The following is a 17,305-nucleotide window of genomic DNA, read 5'->3' on the forward strand; positions in this document are numbered from 1 at the left end:
TGGGGCAAAGCCGTGCGGCTCGTTTCTCGTGAACCGAGACAGCGTAGATATCGCATTCGAAGTGGCGTTTGGAGGTTGTCACACCAAGTCTTCCGCCATGCTCATCAAGCGCTGTTCCGCTGCGGCCATGCCGCCGTCAAGCCGTCGAATCGCTTGTCGAATTCACCGTTCTAGAACATGAGCAAGGTGAGCTGCAACCGTATTGGAGCATGCATAGGCGAGTAGTGCGAGCTCGGCGCATATTTCGCGAAGCCTCTCGTTCCCAGCAACGGCAATCGGCAAGCCCTCGAAGCCGTTGCGCCGGCGATCCCCCGGGAGATCTGACCTGCGTGCTATTCCATCAAGGGCTATCCGGTGCTGAATCTTCCTCCAGTAATACTGGTCGGGGCGGCTGCCAACGATACGAAACGGTGCTCGTGGCTCAGTCTCTTGGTTAGTAATCAAGAAGCATCATGGAGGACCGAATGCATGACTTTGTGTGCGGATTTGATTGGGCGGATTGCGGGGGACGTCTTCTAGAAGTGCTGGCTGTTCCTGGAAGTATCGCCTTCCCCTAGTGCGTTGTTTCAGGCTTTGTCCGTCCGCAGCAGCAACTCGTTTGCAGCGCCAAGTCGCGATCTCCGTACGCAAATTGGCTGGCAGTGGGCAATTATTGAAAAATTACTTGGTAATTTTTGCTAGTCAAATACTGCTAAAAAATGACACCTGCGAGGGTACGCAAGTTCATCTGATATTTTCAATTTCGATTCACTTGACACGTTCTGCCTTGAAAACTCAAGGTTCTTCAGCGAGCGAGACTGCTTCCGCGGAGTTGGCGCAGAGCAGCGAGAGTGAATGAAGGGCCAACAGCCTGCAAAACGTCAGCTGCAGGCAATGGAGTAATTCTTGCGCTTGGCTTGCAAGCTTCTCCATAGGCATAGTAGGGTCAAAATTACTCGCGTTTGACCAATAGATCATCACTTTCACAAGGGGATACTTATTATGTCGACGCAAACTGTTTCCGCATGGGGTATGCGTAAATGCTTTTGCTCTTAGCTAGCTACTTCAACTAACCATGCCTGATGCGTCCTATTGCTGGATCCTTCGCACGAGCGATTGAATGCCAACTATTTATGAGTTTTCGTAACGTCATCCGCTTCTAAATGGACCTCAGCTCCTGACCTGCCGCTCGAATGATCACCGCCCGCTGCGGCGCTCGAACGACTAGCCATCACGCTTTTCGAGCAATCGGCTGATGTTTTTTCGACACGGCACCCCCTCCCTAGCTCTTTGCGCTATTTTTCAGGCCCGCGGCCATCCGTAATTACTTGACCCTTAAACATATAATTGGTTGATAATACTTAAAGTAGCATGTCAGCGCCTAAGAATAAATTAACGTCATTTTAAGAAAATAATCGGAATCACTTGCTTTTCAGCTCACGGCCAGCTTGGATGTTTCTTGGGGAAACCTTGGGGTTAGCGACCAATATGCCGAAAATATCAAGGAGTCTGTCTCGATGCGACGCACTGAGCGTGGAAAGAATGCACCAGCGATAAATGCTGGATGGTGGAGACGACCACTTGCGTTAGGAACAGTTTCATCACTAGCGATCACGTCCTTCGGACTGCCAGCAATGGCAGACATCAACACATCACCAGATGACGCAACCGAATCTGCTGCCAGCATTATCGACCTGAGCCTCCTCGGCCAGGAACTCGCCGGCGGAGGGCAAACTCGGGCGCTATTCCCAAGCGGACCAGCAACCGACGAAGGCGCGCTAAACGCCTCGCTGCTTGGCGGCGAGATGCTGGACCTCGGCGGCCTGCAGCTACCAATCGACCAAATTATTGACTACGGTGAGCTCGGAGCCTTGCTTTCGCGCTCCACCGCAACCGATGCCAAGAACGGCGAAGCAATCACCGGTATTGCCGGTGCCGATGGTTCGGTAACACTGGACGGCCAAGCCGCGGACTTCGGAAACGCAAAGCTTGACCTGCTCTCGCTCTTCCGAGAGACCGGCGTAGACGGACTCACCGACGAGATCCTGAACAAAGCCGAGCTGACCGCCGGAGTCGGTGGCGCGTGGGTGCAGGCTGTTGACGGAGAATTCCAGGACCCGGACGGAGTCGGCGGAGCCGGCCAGTACCGAGTTGCGGAAGCGAACCTCGAGCTTCAGTCCCCGGTGGTGGAAACCGTTGCCGGAACCCTGTACGAGCAGATCGGCCAGATCGATCAGCTCATGGAGGAGACCGTTGGCGGTCTTGGCGATCTGACCAGCATGATCACCAGCATCACCGACGCCTTGCCAGCGGGCGCAACCCTGGACTACACGATCGAATCGAATATGCAGGATGAGATCTTCGACGAGATTCTTGCTCAGCCGATCACCTCGAAGAATGAAATCCTCACCATCGATTTCTCCACCGGCCAGGTGTACATCGACCTTGACAAGGCTTATTCGGGAGAACGTCCAGAAGGCGTGGACCTGCCCGATGGCATCAACAACCAGAACCCGAACACGGAACTGATCAGCAACGAGATCTACCCGATCATCGCCGAATCGGTGCACGATCTGATGGAAGAAGTAGTCGCCATCGCCGTGAGCGCCATTGAGGGCGCACTGGGCAGTGTCACGCTGAACCTCGAAGCCGGAGTTTCGGCGCTGGGCAATACCGCCACCGCCAACTGGAGCGTCAACCTCATGGGCGACGCGCAGCCAGTGGTCTGCGAATCCGAAGGCTTGGGCGGCGCGGCTTTGTGCGCCACGCTGGAGACCGCAATCAACACCGTGGTGGGACCAATCGTCCAGACCGCGCTGGTGCCAATCCGCGATTACATCCTTTCCGACGGTGGCAAGGCCATCTTCGAAACGCTCTTGACCGACCTGAAGACCGGCGCCATCACGCTGCCGATCCGACAGTTGCTTGAGCCGGTCTTCACCCTGCTGTCCCAGGTTATTTCGGTGCAGCTGAACCGCCAGGACGTCACCACTGCTGTGGGCCCAGACGGTGAAGTCACCGAAAGCCTCGAAGTTTCCGCATTGAGCCTGGGACTGCTGCAGGCAGCGGATGCCGGGCGCCTGAACTTCGGTACCGCCGGCGTGCGCATCGATGCGGTCGAGGATGCCATCACTCCGGCCTTGACCGTTGACCCCACCGCAGTTGATCCAGGGCAGTCCACCAACGTCACCGGCACCGGCTTCACCCCTTCGGGCGACGTGCAGATCCAGCTGACCGACGCAGAGGGCAACCCGGTAGGCGAGGCGATCACCGTTCCGGCCGACGAAGCAGGAAACCTGCCGGAGACCGCACTGCCCGTTCCGGCAGATGCAACTCCAGGGGAATACAACGTGGTGGCCACCGACGTCACCACCGGCACCCCGGTGCAGGGCCCGTTGACCGTCAACGACCCGGGACAGACCCCGGAGCCAGGCAACGGCATCATCGGTGACACCGTGTTTGCCGACGCCAATGCCAACGGCGTCCAGGATGCCGGTGAAGCAGGAGTTCCCAACGTCACCGTGAACCTGTTGGATGCCTCGGGCACCGCGGTTCCAAACGAAGACGGAACGCCGCGCAGCACGACCTCCGATGATCAGGGCAAGTACTCCTTCGGAGAACTTCCTGCCGGTGAATACATAGTTGAGTTCGTCGCTCCGGAGGGTTCGGTCTTCGCACCGGCCAACCAGGGTGATGACGACGCAGTGGATTCGGATGCTGCCGAGAACGGCCGCACCGAGGTTGTTGCACTGACCGCAGAGGCGCCAACCACCGACACGGTTGACGCCGGCCTGGTTGCGGATGACGCCGAAAACCCGGATACCCCAAGCATCACCGTTGACCCAACCGAAGTTCCTGCCGGGGACGAGACCACGGTCACCGGCGAAGGCTTCCAGCCAGATAGCACGGTCACCATTCAGTTGGAGGACGCCGAAGGCAATCCGGTCGGCGACCCGATCGAAGCGCCGGTGGACGCCGACGGCAACTTCACCAACGCCCTGCCGGTCCCGGAGGATGCGGCACCTGGCGACTACCAGGTCGTAGTGACCGACGCCGACGGCAACGAAACCACCAACCCAATCACCGTCACCGACGCCGACGGCGCGGGCAACAACGGCGAGCTCGGTGACCGCGTCTGGCGCGACCTGGATGCCGATGGCATCCAGGATGCCGGCGAAGCCGGCCTGGCCGGCGTGAGCGTGAACCTATTGGATGCCGCCGGAACCCCGGTGACCGATGCCAATGGTGCACCGGTAACCGCGACCACCGACGGCAACGGCAACTACACTTTCACCGGTCTTGAACTGGGCGAATACAGCGTTGAGTTCGTCGCTCCGGAAGGTGCCTCGTTCTCTCCTGCAGCAGCCGGGGATGACCGCGAACTCGATTCGGACGCTGGTGAGAACGGACGCAGCGCGGTGATCGCACTGACCTCCGTTGCACCGGTGAACCTGAGCGTTGACGCCGGCGTGGTTGACGCTCCGGCGGTAGAGGACGCAACGGTTACCGTTGATCCGACCGAGGTGGCACCGGGCGAGGAAACCCAGGTGACCGGTGACGGATTCGCTCCTGATTCCGAGACCACGGTGCAGCTCACCGATGGTGAAGGGAACCCGGTAGGGGACCCGATCACGGTGACGACCGATGAGAACGGCCACTTCACAACCCCGCTAGCTGTTCCAGAGGATGCAGCTCCGGGTGAATACCAGATTGTTGTCACCGACTCCGAGGGCAACACCGACAGCACCCAGCTGACGGTGGGCGAACCGGATGATGGCGGCGAAACCCCTAATCCAGATGCCAACGGCGAACTCGGTGACCGTGTCTGGCGCGACCTGGATGCCGATGGCATCCAGGATTCCGGCGAAGCCGGCCTGGCCGGCGTGAGCGTGAAGCTGCTCGACGCTTCGGGCAACCCGGTCACCGACACCAACGGTGCCGAAATCACCGCGACCACCGACGCGAACGGCTTGTACCGCTTCACGGGCCTGGTCTTGGGTGAATACACCGTCGAGTTCGCAGCCCCGCAGGATGCTTCGTTCACGCCAGCAGGCGTGGGAGAAGACCGCGGACTCGATTCGGACGCCGGAGAGAATGGGCGTACCGCAGTGCTGACCCTCACCAGCGCAGCACCGGTAAATCTGGGTGTTGACGCCGGCGTGGTTGACGCTCCGGCAGTAGAGGACGCAACGGTAACCGTTGATCCAGCCGAGGTGGCTCCGGGTGAGGAAACCCAGGTGACCGGTGACGGATTCGCTCCGGATTCCGAGACCACGGTGCAGCTCACCGATGGCGAAGGGAACCCGGTAGGGGACCCGATCACGGTGACCACCGATGAGAACGGCCACTTCACAACCCCGGTAGCTGTGCCAGAAGACGCGGCACCGGGCGAATACCAGATTGTTGTCACCGACTCCGAGGGCAACACCGACTCCACCAACCTGGTTGTCGCGAATCCGGATGAGGGCAATGGCTCCAACCCGGGACAGCTTGGCGACCGCGTGTGGCGCGATGCCAACGGCAACGGCCTGCAGGACGAGGGTGAAGCCGGCCTGTCCGGCGTCACCGTCAAGCTGCTGGATGCCGAGGGCAATCCGGTCAATGACATCTCCGGAAACCCGAAGACCACCACCACCGACGAGAACGGTACCTACCGCTTCGCCGGGCTGACCATCCGCCAGTACATTGTCGAGTTCGACGCCCCGGAGGGTGCATCCTTTGCACCAGCTATGGAAGGCTCGGACCGCGCCATTGACTCGGATGCCGGAGAGAATGGCCGCACCGAAGTTGTCGCCCTGACCAATGTCGCACCGATCAACAACGGGGTAGACGCTGGTGTGGTCGACGCTCCGGCCGCGGAGGAAGCCACCGTGACCGTTGACCCGGCCGAAGTGCAGCCGGGTGAAGAAACCCAGGTCACCGGCGAGGGCTACGCGCCAAACAGCGAGATTCGCGTGGTGCTCACCGACGCAGAAGGAAACCCGGTGGGGGATCCAATCATCTCCACCACCGATGACAACGGACACTTCAGCGTGGCGCTGATGGTTCCAGCGGATCGGGCACCGGGCCAGTACCAGGTGCAGGCCACCGACGCCGAAGGCAACGAAGACAGCACCACCTTGGTGGTTGTCGAAGGCAACGGCAACGGCGACGGATCCGGCAACGGCTCCATCGGCGACTTCGTCTGGTTCGATGAGAACGCCGACGGACTGCAGTCCGAGGGCGAGCGCGGCCAGGGCGACGTGCGGGTGAACCTGCTCGACGCCGAGGGCAACGCGGTACTTTCCACCGAAGGCAACCCGATCACCACGGTGACCGGCGAGGATGGAATGTACTCCTTCGCAGGATTGAACCAGGGCCAGTACACGGTTGAATTTGTGGCACCGCAGGGCGGAACGTTCTCGCCTTCGGCCGCAGGGGATAACCGCGCAGTCGACTCTGATGCCGGCGACAACGGCCGCAGCGCCGTGGTCACCCTCTCGCAGTCCGCGCCAACCACCACCGAGGTTGACGCAGGCATCACCTTCCAGGATGGCGATTCGGAACTGAATCCGGAGTTCACCGTGAACCCCGACAATGCAGGTCCGGGCGACACCATCACCATCGATGGCGAAGGCTATGCGCCGAACACTCCGATCGTGATCGAACTGCGTGACAAGGATGGCAATGTCATCCACGAGATCGAGGTTGAAAGCGACGAGAACGGCGAGATCCACACGGAACTCGTCATTCCGGAGGACATCGAAGACGGTGAGTACCAGATCGTCACGGTTGACCCAGATGGCAATGAGGAGTCACGGAGCATCACGATCCGCGACACCCCAACCGACACCTGCGCAACCGAGACCGCGCTGAGTATCAACCCGACGCAGGTGAACCCGGGTGAGAACATCACCATCAACGGCACCGGCTACACCGAGGGTGAGACCATTACGGTAGAAATCACCGGCGTGGACGGCAAAACCATCGAGCTCTCCCTGGCCGAGGCCAGTGCCAAGGGCATGGTCGTCATCGACGAGAGCTGCGCCTTCGAACTGAAGGTGCAGATTCCGGAAGACGCCGAGGAGGGCACCTACACCGTCAACACGAAGGATGAAAACGGCAAGGTCCTGGACTCCGGCGACTTCCAGGTTGTTGGCAACGATGGCTCCGGGAACGACTCGGATAACGAGGGTTCGGACCAGAATGGTTCGAACGATAGCAAGGACAAGGACGGCCTGGCTAACACCGGTGCCGAAGTTGTCTGGTACTCGCTGCTCGGCCTACTGGCCGCCGCTGGTGGTGTAGTCCTGACCATGGCTGCACGTCGCCGCGGCCAGCAGAGCTAAGGAAATAAGCGGCTAAGCCCCGGACCTGCTGGCAGCAGGTCCGGGGCTTAGCCCGCAAATATTTCCGCAAAGCCCTCACCCCGCTGGTGTGTGTCCAAAGAGATGGGGAACCCGGATGACCGGGTTCCCCATCTTGGCGCCTCGCCCCGGATAATGAACTGACAATAAACGCCTCGAAGTAAGAAGCCTTTGAAGTATGAGTGAGCTCGTGAATAGAAGCCTCTTGAGAGCCGCCGGCTTGCTGGCCGGCGCAGCAGTGCTGGTGTCCTGCCAAAGCTCCTCGGCAGCAAATGACCAGGGCACCGCGGTCCGTGCGCAAGCAGATCAAGGTGTCACCTCGCGCGTGATCAGCGAGCTGTCCTGCTCCGAGGGGTCCGAAGCGCTTGGCCAAGACATGACCAGCGGCGCGAACTGGTCCATGTGCTTTTCCGTAGACATCAAGCTGGGAATGGTGCTGGAGAACGTCACCTTCACCCCGCCCAACGCCGAGCCGATGGAGATCATCGATTCGATGTCGCTGTCCCAGCTTGAAGTTCCCTACGATGACGGTGGCCGTTCGACTTCGGATATCACCAGCGCCGGATTCGGCGGCGGAAATATGCACTCGCTGACCGAGATCGAATGCCCCGGAACACTGGTCAGCCACGGCATTCCCACCATCGGGGACGGCAGCAAATACGGCGAGATCGAATCGCGCCCGGTGCTTTGCAGCGATACCGTTGACGGCGGTCTCTCCTACCGCTCCGCCGAGGTGGGCCAGCTGCTGGCCAAACGCAAGAACGACTGGCAGCTTTCGACCGTGTCGAAGGTTGGCTGGTACGAGTACCTGAACCAGGTGACCTTCGGCGCCGATGGGAGCATCCGGCCGGCCTTGGGCGCCACCGGCGACCTGTCCCCGGTTGACTACAGCGACGCCGAGCATGGCGCCGCCGTGGGCGAAGGCGAGGAGCACCATGCCTCAAGCCATTCGCACAATGCCGTATGGAAAATCCATTGGGCCCTAGGCGGCACCGGTGCCCAGCAGGTCGAGCAGTACGATACCAAGGACACCAACGAGTCCGGGGAGCAGTCCCCAATCGTTGAAGGGAACTACACCAAGATCGGCGAGCCGGCCACGGCGCAGTGGACCGATGCGCGCTGGTGGAAAGTCTCCGCACCCGGGATGCTCAATGCCGACGGGCACGTGATGTCCTATGAAATCGACATGGGGAAAACCGACGGGTTCAGCTTTATCGATGACGAGAAAAACCATGGGGCGGACGGCGCAACAGACTACGACGTGGCTTTCACCAACGCTGATGACTGCCACATCTATGCCACGTACAACCGAGGCACTTGCGGGCGCGGCGTCTTGGACTTCGTCAAGAATCAGTCCGGGGAGAAGCTGGCGGATGTCGTGTCCTGGGTGGCGGTGGGCTACCACCACGTACCGCGTGATGAAGAGCAGTCACCCATGGAGGTGCATTGGCAGGGCTTCACCATGGTTCCCCGTGACCTGACCGCGCAACGCCTCGACGTTCCGGAAGAACGCAGCGAGCTGAACGGCAAACCCGAGGACTGGCAGGGCCAGTTGCCGCCCGAGGGAAACTAACGGCCAGTGCCGGGGGTGTCCTCGTCCGGCGTCGAGTGTGTTCCCAACGCGCCGCCGCCCGGGCTGGGAAGTACTGAAACCAGCGCCATGGGGTTTCGATACCGAGCCGAAAGCAGATGACTAATTGTCGCCAGGCACTTCAAAGGACCTGGCGATGGTGGGAGACTAACGGTATGCGAGAGTCGTAGTTTCGCGGTGACCGCGAATTCGTGAATGCACGAGAGGCGAGGACCATGTCGGATAAAGACGTTTTGGATCAAGCAACCCGAGAAGCCAAATTATCGCAGCTGCCGCACTGGCGATATGTGCTGGGAGTTCTGCGCACTGCCTTCAAATGCCCCTCAGCTGCCGTGGCCTTGGAGTTCTTCGCCGAAATCGGCGCCTTGGCCGAAGAGGCCAACCATCATCCGGATGTGGATTGGCGCTATGACACCTTGTTCGTGTCACTGGTCTCGCATGACGTCGGGGGAGTATCGCTGCGCGATACCCAGCTGGCCGAAAAGATCTCCGAGCTCGCCGAGAAGCATGGTGCCCCGGCGAATCTGAATCTCATTCGGCCGGTGGAAATTGCCATCGATACCGATGACCGGGAACAGATCTCGGAAATCTGGCGCACCGCGCTGGGCTACAAGGAGCAGCACGACGGCAGCCTCACCGACCCGTACGGGCGTGGACCGGCGATCTGGTTCCAAAGCACCGATACGCCCAATGACAACCGATTCCATGTGGATGTCTCGGTGCCTCATTCCCACCATTGGGACATCATCGACGGGCTCAAGCTGGTCGGCGCCAGGCTGAATCACGACCATGCGCCGAACTTCGTGGTGGCCACGGATCCGCAGGGAAACAGGCTCTGCGTTTGCACCGAGATGGGCCGCTAGGCCGGCCTGCCCCCTCGCCGGTGGCCCTCGCCGTCGCGTGGCGGGGCACTGGTTTATTGGACGACTGCGCTGTCGAGTTCTGACCGAAGTTGAGCGCGGCTTGAGCGCCGCTAGTTCATCAGGGTTTCGGCGGCAATGCGCATATGCTCGGCAATTTCCGCATTCACCGCAACACTGTCCCCGGCCTCGATGGTGTCGACCAGCTTGAAGTGTCGGGCGACATCCATGTTGCGCACCCCGCGCTCGAATCCACCGAACATGATGGACATGCGGATGGAACCTTCGAGCTGTTCCCAGGCGTGCAGCAAGGTGTCATTCTCTGAAAGCCGGCACAGGGTGCGGTGGAATTCGAGGTCTGCTTCGATCCGCTCCTCGATTTCGTTGCCTGCCAACCGGTCCATGTTGCCCACCGCGGCGCGCAGCTGTGCGAGGGCATCAGCCAGATCCTCGCGCTGCAGCAGCGTTGTGGCCGCGAGGCTTTCGAGCGAGGCACGGACCGCAAAGATGTCCTGGATTTCCTTGTTGTCCAGGTGGCGAACCGAGAGCCTTCCGCGTTCGCCGGCGGACACCAGGCCCTCTTGCTCGAGCTGGCGCAGCGCCTCCCGCAAGGTGCCTCGGCTGATTTGCATCGAGGCAGACAGTTCGGTCTCCACCAGATGGGTGCCCTGCTGCAACTCGCCGGTGGTGATGGCACGGCGCAAGGCAATCAGGGCCTGCTCGCGCAGGCTCTTCTTGCGAAGCCCTACCAGGGAAGAATCGGCGATGGCCATTGAGTGCCCCTAAAGATTGGAATCCAACTGTTGATTGTTAACTGTTGATTTTAGCGCCTTGAGGTGGGTGCGATGGAAACACCGCACCCACCTAAAGGCGAATCAACCTGCTGGACTACTCGGTGAGCTAGTCGAGCTCTGCCAGAACCTTGCTGACAATCGAGTTGATCGACAGCCCGTAGCGGTCATGGAGGGTGGGCAAGGCGCCGGCATCCAGGAACTCATCGGGCAGGCCGATCGGCACAATCTTGGAGGAGACTCCGCCGCGAATCATGGTCGAGGCCAAGGTCTCGAACAGCCCGCCGATGACCGAATGGTTTTCCAGCGTCACCACCAGGCGGTCTCCGGCGACCTCCTGCAAGACCGTTTCCGAATCGAAGGGCTTGATGGTGGGGGAGTGCACCACGGCGACATCCACATTGTGCTTGGCTAGCTCCTTCGCCGCGTCCAGGGCGCGCATGGTCATCAGCCCGCTGGAGACAAAGACTACGTCGTTTCCGCCACGCAGGACCTTGGCCTTGCCCAGCTCGAAGGTGTAGTCGTATTCGTCCAGTACGGTCGGTACCTTGCCGCGCAGCAGGCGCAGATACGTCGGGCCTGCACAGGCGGCGAGCTGCGGCACCGACTGCTCGATGTCTATCGAGTCGCAGGGGTCCACGATGGTCAGATTTGGCATGCCCCGGAAGATGGCGATATCTTCGGTAGCCTGGTGGCTTGGTCCGTACCCGGTGGTCAGGCCCGGCAAACCGCCAACAATGTTCACGTTGAGGTTGGGCTCGGCCGCGTCCAAGCAGAGGAAGTCATAGGCGCGGCGGGCGGCGAAGACCGAATAGGTCGAAGCGAAGGGCACCAGTCCCGTTTCGGCGAACCCGGCGGCCGCCCCGAACAGGAGCTGCTCGGCCATGCCCATCTGGAAGAAGCGGTCCGGATGCTGCTGGGCAAAGATATGCATGTCGGTGTATTTGCCCAGATCGGCCGTCAGCCCCACGATGCGGGGGTCGTTTTCGGCAGCCTTGGCCAAGGCATGGCCGAAGGGCGCCGCGGCGGTTTTCTGGCCGGGCTCCGCGAATGAGGCGATCATCGCGGAGGTTTTCAGGCGTGGTTTGGCGGTGGCAGACATTTAGTTGTTGCTCCCTTCGAAGCCTTCGGTCAGTTGCTCGCGGCAGATTTGCCATTCGTTTTCTTCGATGCGCATGAAATGCGCCTTCTCGCGGTCTTCCAGCAGCGGTACCCCACGGCCTACCTTGGTGTCGCAAAGGATCACCGAGGGGCGCCCGGTGCTGGAGGCCTGGGCTGCGATATTGTCGAAGGCCTGCAGCAAGGCCCGTGGGTCGTTGCCGTTGACCCGCTGCGCATACCAGCCGAATGCTTCCCATTTTTCCGTCACCGGCTCGGTGCGCAGCACCCCGGCGGTAGCGCCGTCGGCTTGCAAGGCATTGATGTCCACCATGGCGGTCAGCTGGCCCAGCTGGTGGTGCGCGGCGCCCATGGCGGCTTCCCAAGTGGAACCCTCATCCAGTTCGCCGTCGGAGAGGAAGTTGATGATTCGCTGGTTCTTGTGCTGGTGGCGCAGCCCCAACGCCATGCCCACCGCGATGGACAGGCCGTGGCCCAGCGAACCACCTGAAATTTCCATGCCAGGGGTGTACGTGGACATGCCTGACATCGGAAGCCGGGAATCATCCGATCCGTAGGTTTCCAGCTCTTCTACCGGAACGATGCCGGCCTCGGCCAGTGCGGCGTAGAAGCCAATGGCGTAGTGGCCGGTGGAAAGCAAGAAGCGATCCCGGTCCTCCCACTCGGGCTCTGCGGGGCGGAAAGCCAGCTGGTCGGCATAAACGGAGGCGAACATATCTGCTGCGCCCAATGCCTGCCCCACGTAGCCCTGGCCTTGGACTTCGCCCATATTGAGCGCGTGATGGCGGATGCGGTACGCGGCGTCGCGTACTTTTTTGGTGCGCTGATCGAGATTCAACGTCTTGTCCTTGATGGCTGTGATTGCCACGGTATGTCCTTTCAGAAGTTATTTAGCGTGGGCCCTGGTCGAATGGAGTTATTAGACGCTGCTTTTCTGCGGGTGGGCTGCGACGGCTTCGTTAGCTAGCTGGCGCTCGCGAGGACCCCAGGTTTCCTTGGTGATCAATGCCGCCCAGAGGCCGATGGCCGCGTAGCAGATAAAGAGGGTTGCCGGGCCCATCCAGCCGAACTGGATGAACAGCAGCGTGGTGATGAATGGGGTGAAGCCGGAAACCATGGCTGAAATTTGGTAGGCCAGCGAGGCGCCGGAGGAGCGGGTTTTGGCTTGGAAGAGCTCGGGGAACCAGGCGCCTTGGGCTCCTGCCATCGAATTTTGGCAAACGGCGTAGGCGATGACGATCGTGGCGATGATCATCAAGAACGAGCCGGTGTTCACCATGAGGAACATCGGGATGCCGAAGAGCGCCGCAAAGCTGCAAGCGAGAATGTAGACGGATCGCCGGCCTACCCGGTCGGTCAGCCTGCCCCAGCTGTAGGTGGCGAAGATGCCGATGGCCGAGGCGATGCTCAAGGCGGTGAGGGTCTCCCAGTTTGCCGCCAAACCGGTGGTGTGCAGGTAGGAGATCATGTAGGTGATGGAGACCGCGTAACCGGCGGTTTCAGCGATGCGCAGCCCAATGCCGCGCAGGATATTGCGCCAATCGGTGCGGATGACCTCCTTGATGGGTGACTTGACGATTTCTCCGGCCTTTTTGACATCGTCAAAAACCGGGGATTCCGGAACCTTCGAACGAATGACCAGTCCCACGATGACGAGCAGGACGCTGGCCAAGAATGGCACTCGCCAACCCCAGTCGCCTGGCAGTTGCACGCTGACCAGGAATACCAGGTTTGCCAGCAACAGCCCTACCGGGAAGCCGGACTGGACGATGCCGGTGAACCTTCCCTTGTGCTTCCACGGGGCGTGTTCGTAGGTCATCAGAATAGCTCCGCCCCATTCGGCGCCGAAGGCCAAGCCTTGGACGATGCGCACGAGGACCAGCAGGGCCGGAGCCAAGACGCCTACCTGCTCGTAGGTCGGCAGCAGCCCGATCATGAAGGTTGCCAAGCCCATGACGATCAGCGAGGTCACAAGCACCGGCTTGCGGCCGATCTTGTCGCCGAGATGGCCACCGATAATGCCGCCCAATGGCCTGGCCGCGAAGCCGACGCCCAAGGTGGCAAAGGCCGCGAGGGTGCCCGTCAGGGGGTCTGTTCCGGGGAAGAACGTGTGGCCGAAGTAGAGGGCCGCCGCGGTCCCGAATCCGATGAAGTCATAGGTTTCAATGGTGGCTCCGACACTGGAACCTACCGCAACGCGCTTGGCGTCCTTGGTGCCGTGGATCGGACCGCGCATGTTTAGAGCTTCGCTGCTCATGAGTGGGTCCCTTCGTGGTTTGTGGGAGGAGGAAAGCATTCACTGTTGACAGTCAACACTATTAGAAGTGTGAGCGCCAGCACAAGTTCTGTCAAGGGCTAATTTAACAGTTGACTGTTAACAGTAAACTTAACTAAGGTGGTGTGCACCACATGCATCGAGGGTGCTCCGGCAAGGCTGCGCCCATCGCTCACTTAGGTTTTCCGAAGCATCGCCAGGAGAAGCCGAAACGAAAGCAGGAAAGCAATGAAGCAAATCCAGCGCACCGCCATTCTGACGGGAGCCACTTCGCCCCGGGGAATCGGCGTCAGCACCGCACGCCACTTTGCCAGCGAAGGCTGGGGAGTCGTGATCCTCGATCTCGACCACGCCGCATCCGAGCAAGTTGCCCAAGATATCGCCGAAGAATTCGGTGTTCCCGCGTTCGGCCACCGGATCGACGTTGCCGATGAAGCATCCGTAACCACCGCGCAGGCCGCCGTGGCAGCCCAGGTAGCTGCGGGAGGTTTGCCGCCCACCGGAGCGGTAGTGAACATTGCCGGAATAACCTCGCCGGTCGATTTCCTCGAGACAACGCTTGAAATTTGGCACAAGGTCATGAACGTCAATGCCACCGGCACCTACCTGGTATCCAAGGCCTTCTTGCCGGAAATGATAGAAAGCGGCTGGGGGCGGATTATCAACATGTCATCGGTTTCGGCCCAACGCGGCGGCGGAGTTTTTGGCAAGGTTCCCTATTCCTCGGCCAAGGCCGCGATTCTCGGCTTCACCAAGGCGCTGGCTCGCGAGATCTCGGCTACCGGAGTGACCGTTAACGCTATTACTCCCGGGGCGGTAGACACCAACATCCGCGTTGGCAGCACCGAGGAGCAAGAGGCCGCAATTGCCGCTGGAATCCCCATCGGACGCACGGCAACCACCGGCGAAATCGCCTCGGTTATCGGTTTCCTTGCCTCGGACGGCGCCGCCTACCTGACCGGCACCACCATTGATATTAACGGCGGAAGCCACATGCACTAAGGATTGCACCGCGTCCGCAATTCCCGGCGGCTGCCGCTTGGCGGCTGGTGGGTGCGCTGCGGATTAGTGATGCCAAACGGGGCGAGTAACGGTACAGTTTCCAGCGCCGTTACTCGCTCTGCTGCGTTGGATGCCGAGAGAAGATTCGCCGTGGAAGCAGGTATGCGCGTTTCGAAATTGGCGCGTAATCCATCTCACTTGCGCTGTGAAGCAGGAATATAGTTCCCGGCTGGCAGGTTGCACGAAGCAACTACAATCTTCAGGAGTCCTACCTATGGATCTGTTCTCACCGCTTACGCTCGGAGATCTCAGCCTTTCCAATCGACTGGTGATGGCGCCGCTGACCCGTTCACGCTCCCGCAAGGACGGCGTGCCCGATGACCAAGTGGTCGAGTACTATCGGCAGCGTGCCTCGATGGGCTTGATCGTCAGCGAAGGGGTCTATCCTAGCGTTACCGGCCAGGGATTTGTCCGCCAGCCTGGGCTGGCCACCGCGGAGCAGATCGCCGGCTGGAAGAAGGTCACCGACGCGGTCCATGCCGAGGGCGGACTCATTGTTGCCCAGGTAATGCATGCCGGACGAGTGACGCATCCGGGGACCACCGGGCAGGACCACATTGTCGCGCCAAGCGCGATCGCGGTGGAAGGCGAGTCACGGACCTACACGGGCAAGCACCCCTACCCGGTGCCGCGCGCCCTTGGAGCCGTTGAACTGCCGGGAATCATCGAGGAATTTGTGCAGGGTTCGCGCAATGCCATCGCCGCAGGATTTGACGGCGTCGAGCTGCATGGTGCCAACGGGTACTTGCTGCACGAGTTCCTCGCACCGAGCTCCAACACCCGAACCGACAACTATGGCGGGTCCCCGGAGAACCGCGCGCGCTTCGTCATCGAGGTAGTGAAGGCGGTGGCCAACGCGATCGGCGCTGGAAAGACCGGACTGCGGATCTCTCCCGAGCACAACGTCCAGGGTGCCACCGAGCTGGATCGAGCCGACGTCACCGCGACGTACACGGCCTTGCTTGAGTCGATCGCCCCGCTTGGCCTGGCCGCCCTGAGCATTCTGCATAAGGAACCATCGGGGGACCTCGTCCAGGGTCTGCGCACCACCTTTGGCGGGCCGGTGCTGCTGAATACCGGGTTCCAAACGATTACCAGCTATGAGGACGCCACCGCGGTCGCCGCCGGCGGCTGGGCGGATGCGGTCGTGGTGGGGCGCCCCGCCATTGCCAACCCCGACCTTGTACGCCGCTGGCGCGAAGAGCTGCCGCTGAACGAACCGGATGCCTCCACCTTCTACACCGAAGGTGCCGAGGGCTACACGGACTACCCGTTCTGGCAGAACTAGCCGCCGTAGCAGCCAAAGGTGAATAGAAACAAGCCGCATCTACCCGATACTTATCGGATGGATGCGGCTTGTTCATTTTAACCGGTATCGGCTAGCCGAACCATGGTTTCTCCGCGGCGGCAAGAGTGCCGTCGTGCTTGGCCATGTTCAGCCACTGATCAACATATTCTTGGAATTTTTCATCGCCCAGCGGCAGCAGATAGGCCTTCTGCGAGAAGTTGAATGGCTTATCCGGATGCACGGCGCAAAGCTGAGGATGTTCATTGGCTACCCAACGCGTTTCCGAGGCATCGGTGGTCATCACGTCGGCACGCCCGGCGATGATTTCATCAAAGATCGTATTGTTGTTCTCAAAACGAATGATCTCGCCTTCCGGGTAATTCGCCTCGGCGAATTTTTCGTTTGTCCCGCCTATGGGAGTGATGGAGCGGACACCGGGCGTGTTGATTTCCTTCACGGTGTCGTATTTTTCAACATTTTCACACAGCGTGATGGGAGTTTTGCCTTCATCCAGGGTGGCTTCGCTGTAGTAGGCCTGCTGGGCGCGTTCCATGGAGATGGAGACACCGCCCACGCCGATATCGCACTTGGAAAGGAAGTCCGGCATCAGGTCCTTCCAAGAGGTCTGGATGAACTCCGCTTCGACATCCAGCGATTCGGCGAGATGCTTGGCCATCGTGATGTCGATTCCCGACCAATCTCCGGTTTCCGGGTCAAGATATGTGAATGGCCGGTAATCGCCGGTGGTGCAAACCTTGAGGATTCCCGATTCGCCGACGCTGGCCAACCGGGTATCACCTGCCGCGGTTGCCGCGTCGTTGCTCTGATCTGGAATAGGGGCGGAGCATCCAGCGGTGAGCAACACCGCGCTGAGCGCGAACACCGGCAGGAGACGAGTCACGGACTGCGGACTAGAAAAAGTTTTGGTCATAGCCCATCAATCTATAAGCCGACCTAGTCAGAGCGCAAGAGTTATGGATAGTTCTTCAGTGGT

10 protein-coding genes are annotated in these 17,305 nt (G+C 60.5%); 5 read left to right on the forward strand and 5 right to left on the reverse strand.

Annotated features, from left to right (window positions below; all coding sequences use genetic code 11):
• Positions 1 to 1,613: 1,613 nt before the first annotated feature.
• The 3 genes from CQ019_RS08820 to CQ019_RS08830 all read left to right on the forward strand — a co-directional run bounded on the left by CQ019_RS08820 (position 1,614) and on the right by CQ019_RS08830 (position 9,779).
• On the forward strand, positions 1,614 to 7,307 hold the full coding sequence (locus tag CQ019_RS08820) for an SdrD B-like domain-containing protein (protein ID WP_105569477.1): 5,694 nt from the start codon (positions 1,614 to 1,616) through the stop codon (positions 7,305 to 7,307).
• A 196-nt stretch (positions 7,308 to 7,503) separates the two neighbouring features.
• Complete coding sequence (locus CQ019_RS08825; RefSeq protein ID WP_105569478.1) at positions 7,504 to 8,898, forward strand: copper amine oxidase; 1,395 nt, start codon at positions 7,504 to 7,506, stop codon at positions 8,896 to 8,898.
• A gap of 233 nt (positions 8,899 to 9,131) precedes the next feature.
• Positions 9,132 to 9,779 (forward strand): 4a-hydroxytetrahydrobiopterin dehydratase, encoded by a 648-nt coding sequence (locus tag CQ019_RS08830; protein ID WP_105552649.1) that lies wholly within the window; start codon positions 9,132 to 9,134, stop codon positions 9,777 to 9,779.
• 110 nt (positions 9,780 to 9,889) lie between these two features.
• Here CQ019_RS08830 and CQ019_RS08835 read toward each other — a convergent pair whose 3' ends face one another.
• The 4 genes from CQ019_RS08835 to CQ019_RS08850 all read right to left on the reverse strand — a co-directional run bounded on the left by CQ019_RS08835 (position 9,890) and on the right by CQ019_RS08850 (position 13,943).
• The gene (locus tag CQ019_RS08835) at positions 9,890 to 10,549 is read right to left on the reverse strand and encodes a GntR family transcriptional regulator (protein WP_105552650.1); all 660 of its coding nucleotides are present in this window, start codon (positions 10,547 to 10,549) and stop codon (positions 9,890 to 9,892) included.
• A 127-nt stretch (positions 10,550 to 10,676) separates the two neighbouring features.
• Positions 10,677 to 11,669, reverse strand: a complete 993-nt coding sequence (locus CQ019_RS08840; RefSeq protein ID WP_105552651.1) for a transketolase family protein — start codon at positions 11,667 to 11,669, stop codon at positions 10,677 to 10,679.
• Complete coding sequence (locus CQ019_RS08845; RefSeq protein WP_374954789.1) at positions 11,670 to 12,548, reverse strand: transketolase; 879 nt, start codon at positions 12,546 to 12,548, stop codon at positions 11,670 to 11,672.
• 57 nt (positions 12,549 to 12,605) lie between these two features.
• Positions 12,606 to 13,943 (reverse strand): MFS transporter, encoded by a 1,338-nt coding sequence (locus CQ019_RS08850; protein WP_105569479.1) that lies wholly within the window; start codon positions 13,941 to 13,943, stop codon positions 12,606 to 12,608.
• A 246-nt stretch (positions 13,944 to 14,189) separates the two neighbouring features.
• On the opposite strand from CQ019_RS08850, the gene CQ019_RS08855 reads away from it, so the two are divergent.
• Both CQ019_RS08855 and CQ019_RS08860 read left to right on the forward strand, forming a co-directional pair.
• On the forward strand, positions 14,190 to 14,963 hold the full coding sequence (locus CQ019_RS08855) for an SDR family NAD(P)-dependent oxidoreductase (RefSeq protein WP_105569480.1): 774 nt from the start codon (positions 14,190 to 14,192) through the stop codon (positions 14,961 to 14,963).
• A gap of 274 nt (positions 14,964 to 15,237) precedes the next feature.
• A complete protein-coding gene (locus tag CQ019_RS08860) occupies positions 15,238 to 16,311 on the forward strand; it encodes an alkene reductase (protein ID WP_105569481.1) in 1,074 nt (357 codons plus the stop codon).
• A 91-nt stretch (positions 16,312 to 16,402) separates the two neighbouring features.
• Here CQ019_RS08860 and CQ019_RS08865 read toward each other — a convergent pair whose 3' ends face one another.
• A complete protein-coding gene (locus tag CQ019_RS08865) occupies positions 16,403 to 17,212 on the reverse strand; it encodes a transporter substrate-binding domain-containing protein (RefSeq protein WP_258137290.1) in 810 nt (269 codons plus the stop codon).
• Positions 17,213 to 17,305 lie beyond the last annotated feature (93 nt).

Source organism: Arthrobacter sp. MYb229 (assembly GCF_002975405.1).
GTDB lineage: Bacteria > Actinomycetota > Actinomycetes > Actinomycetales > Micrococcaceae > Glutamicibacter.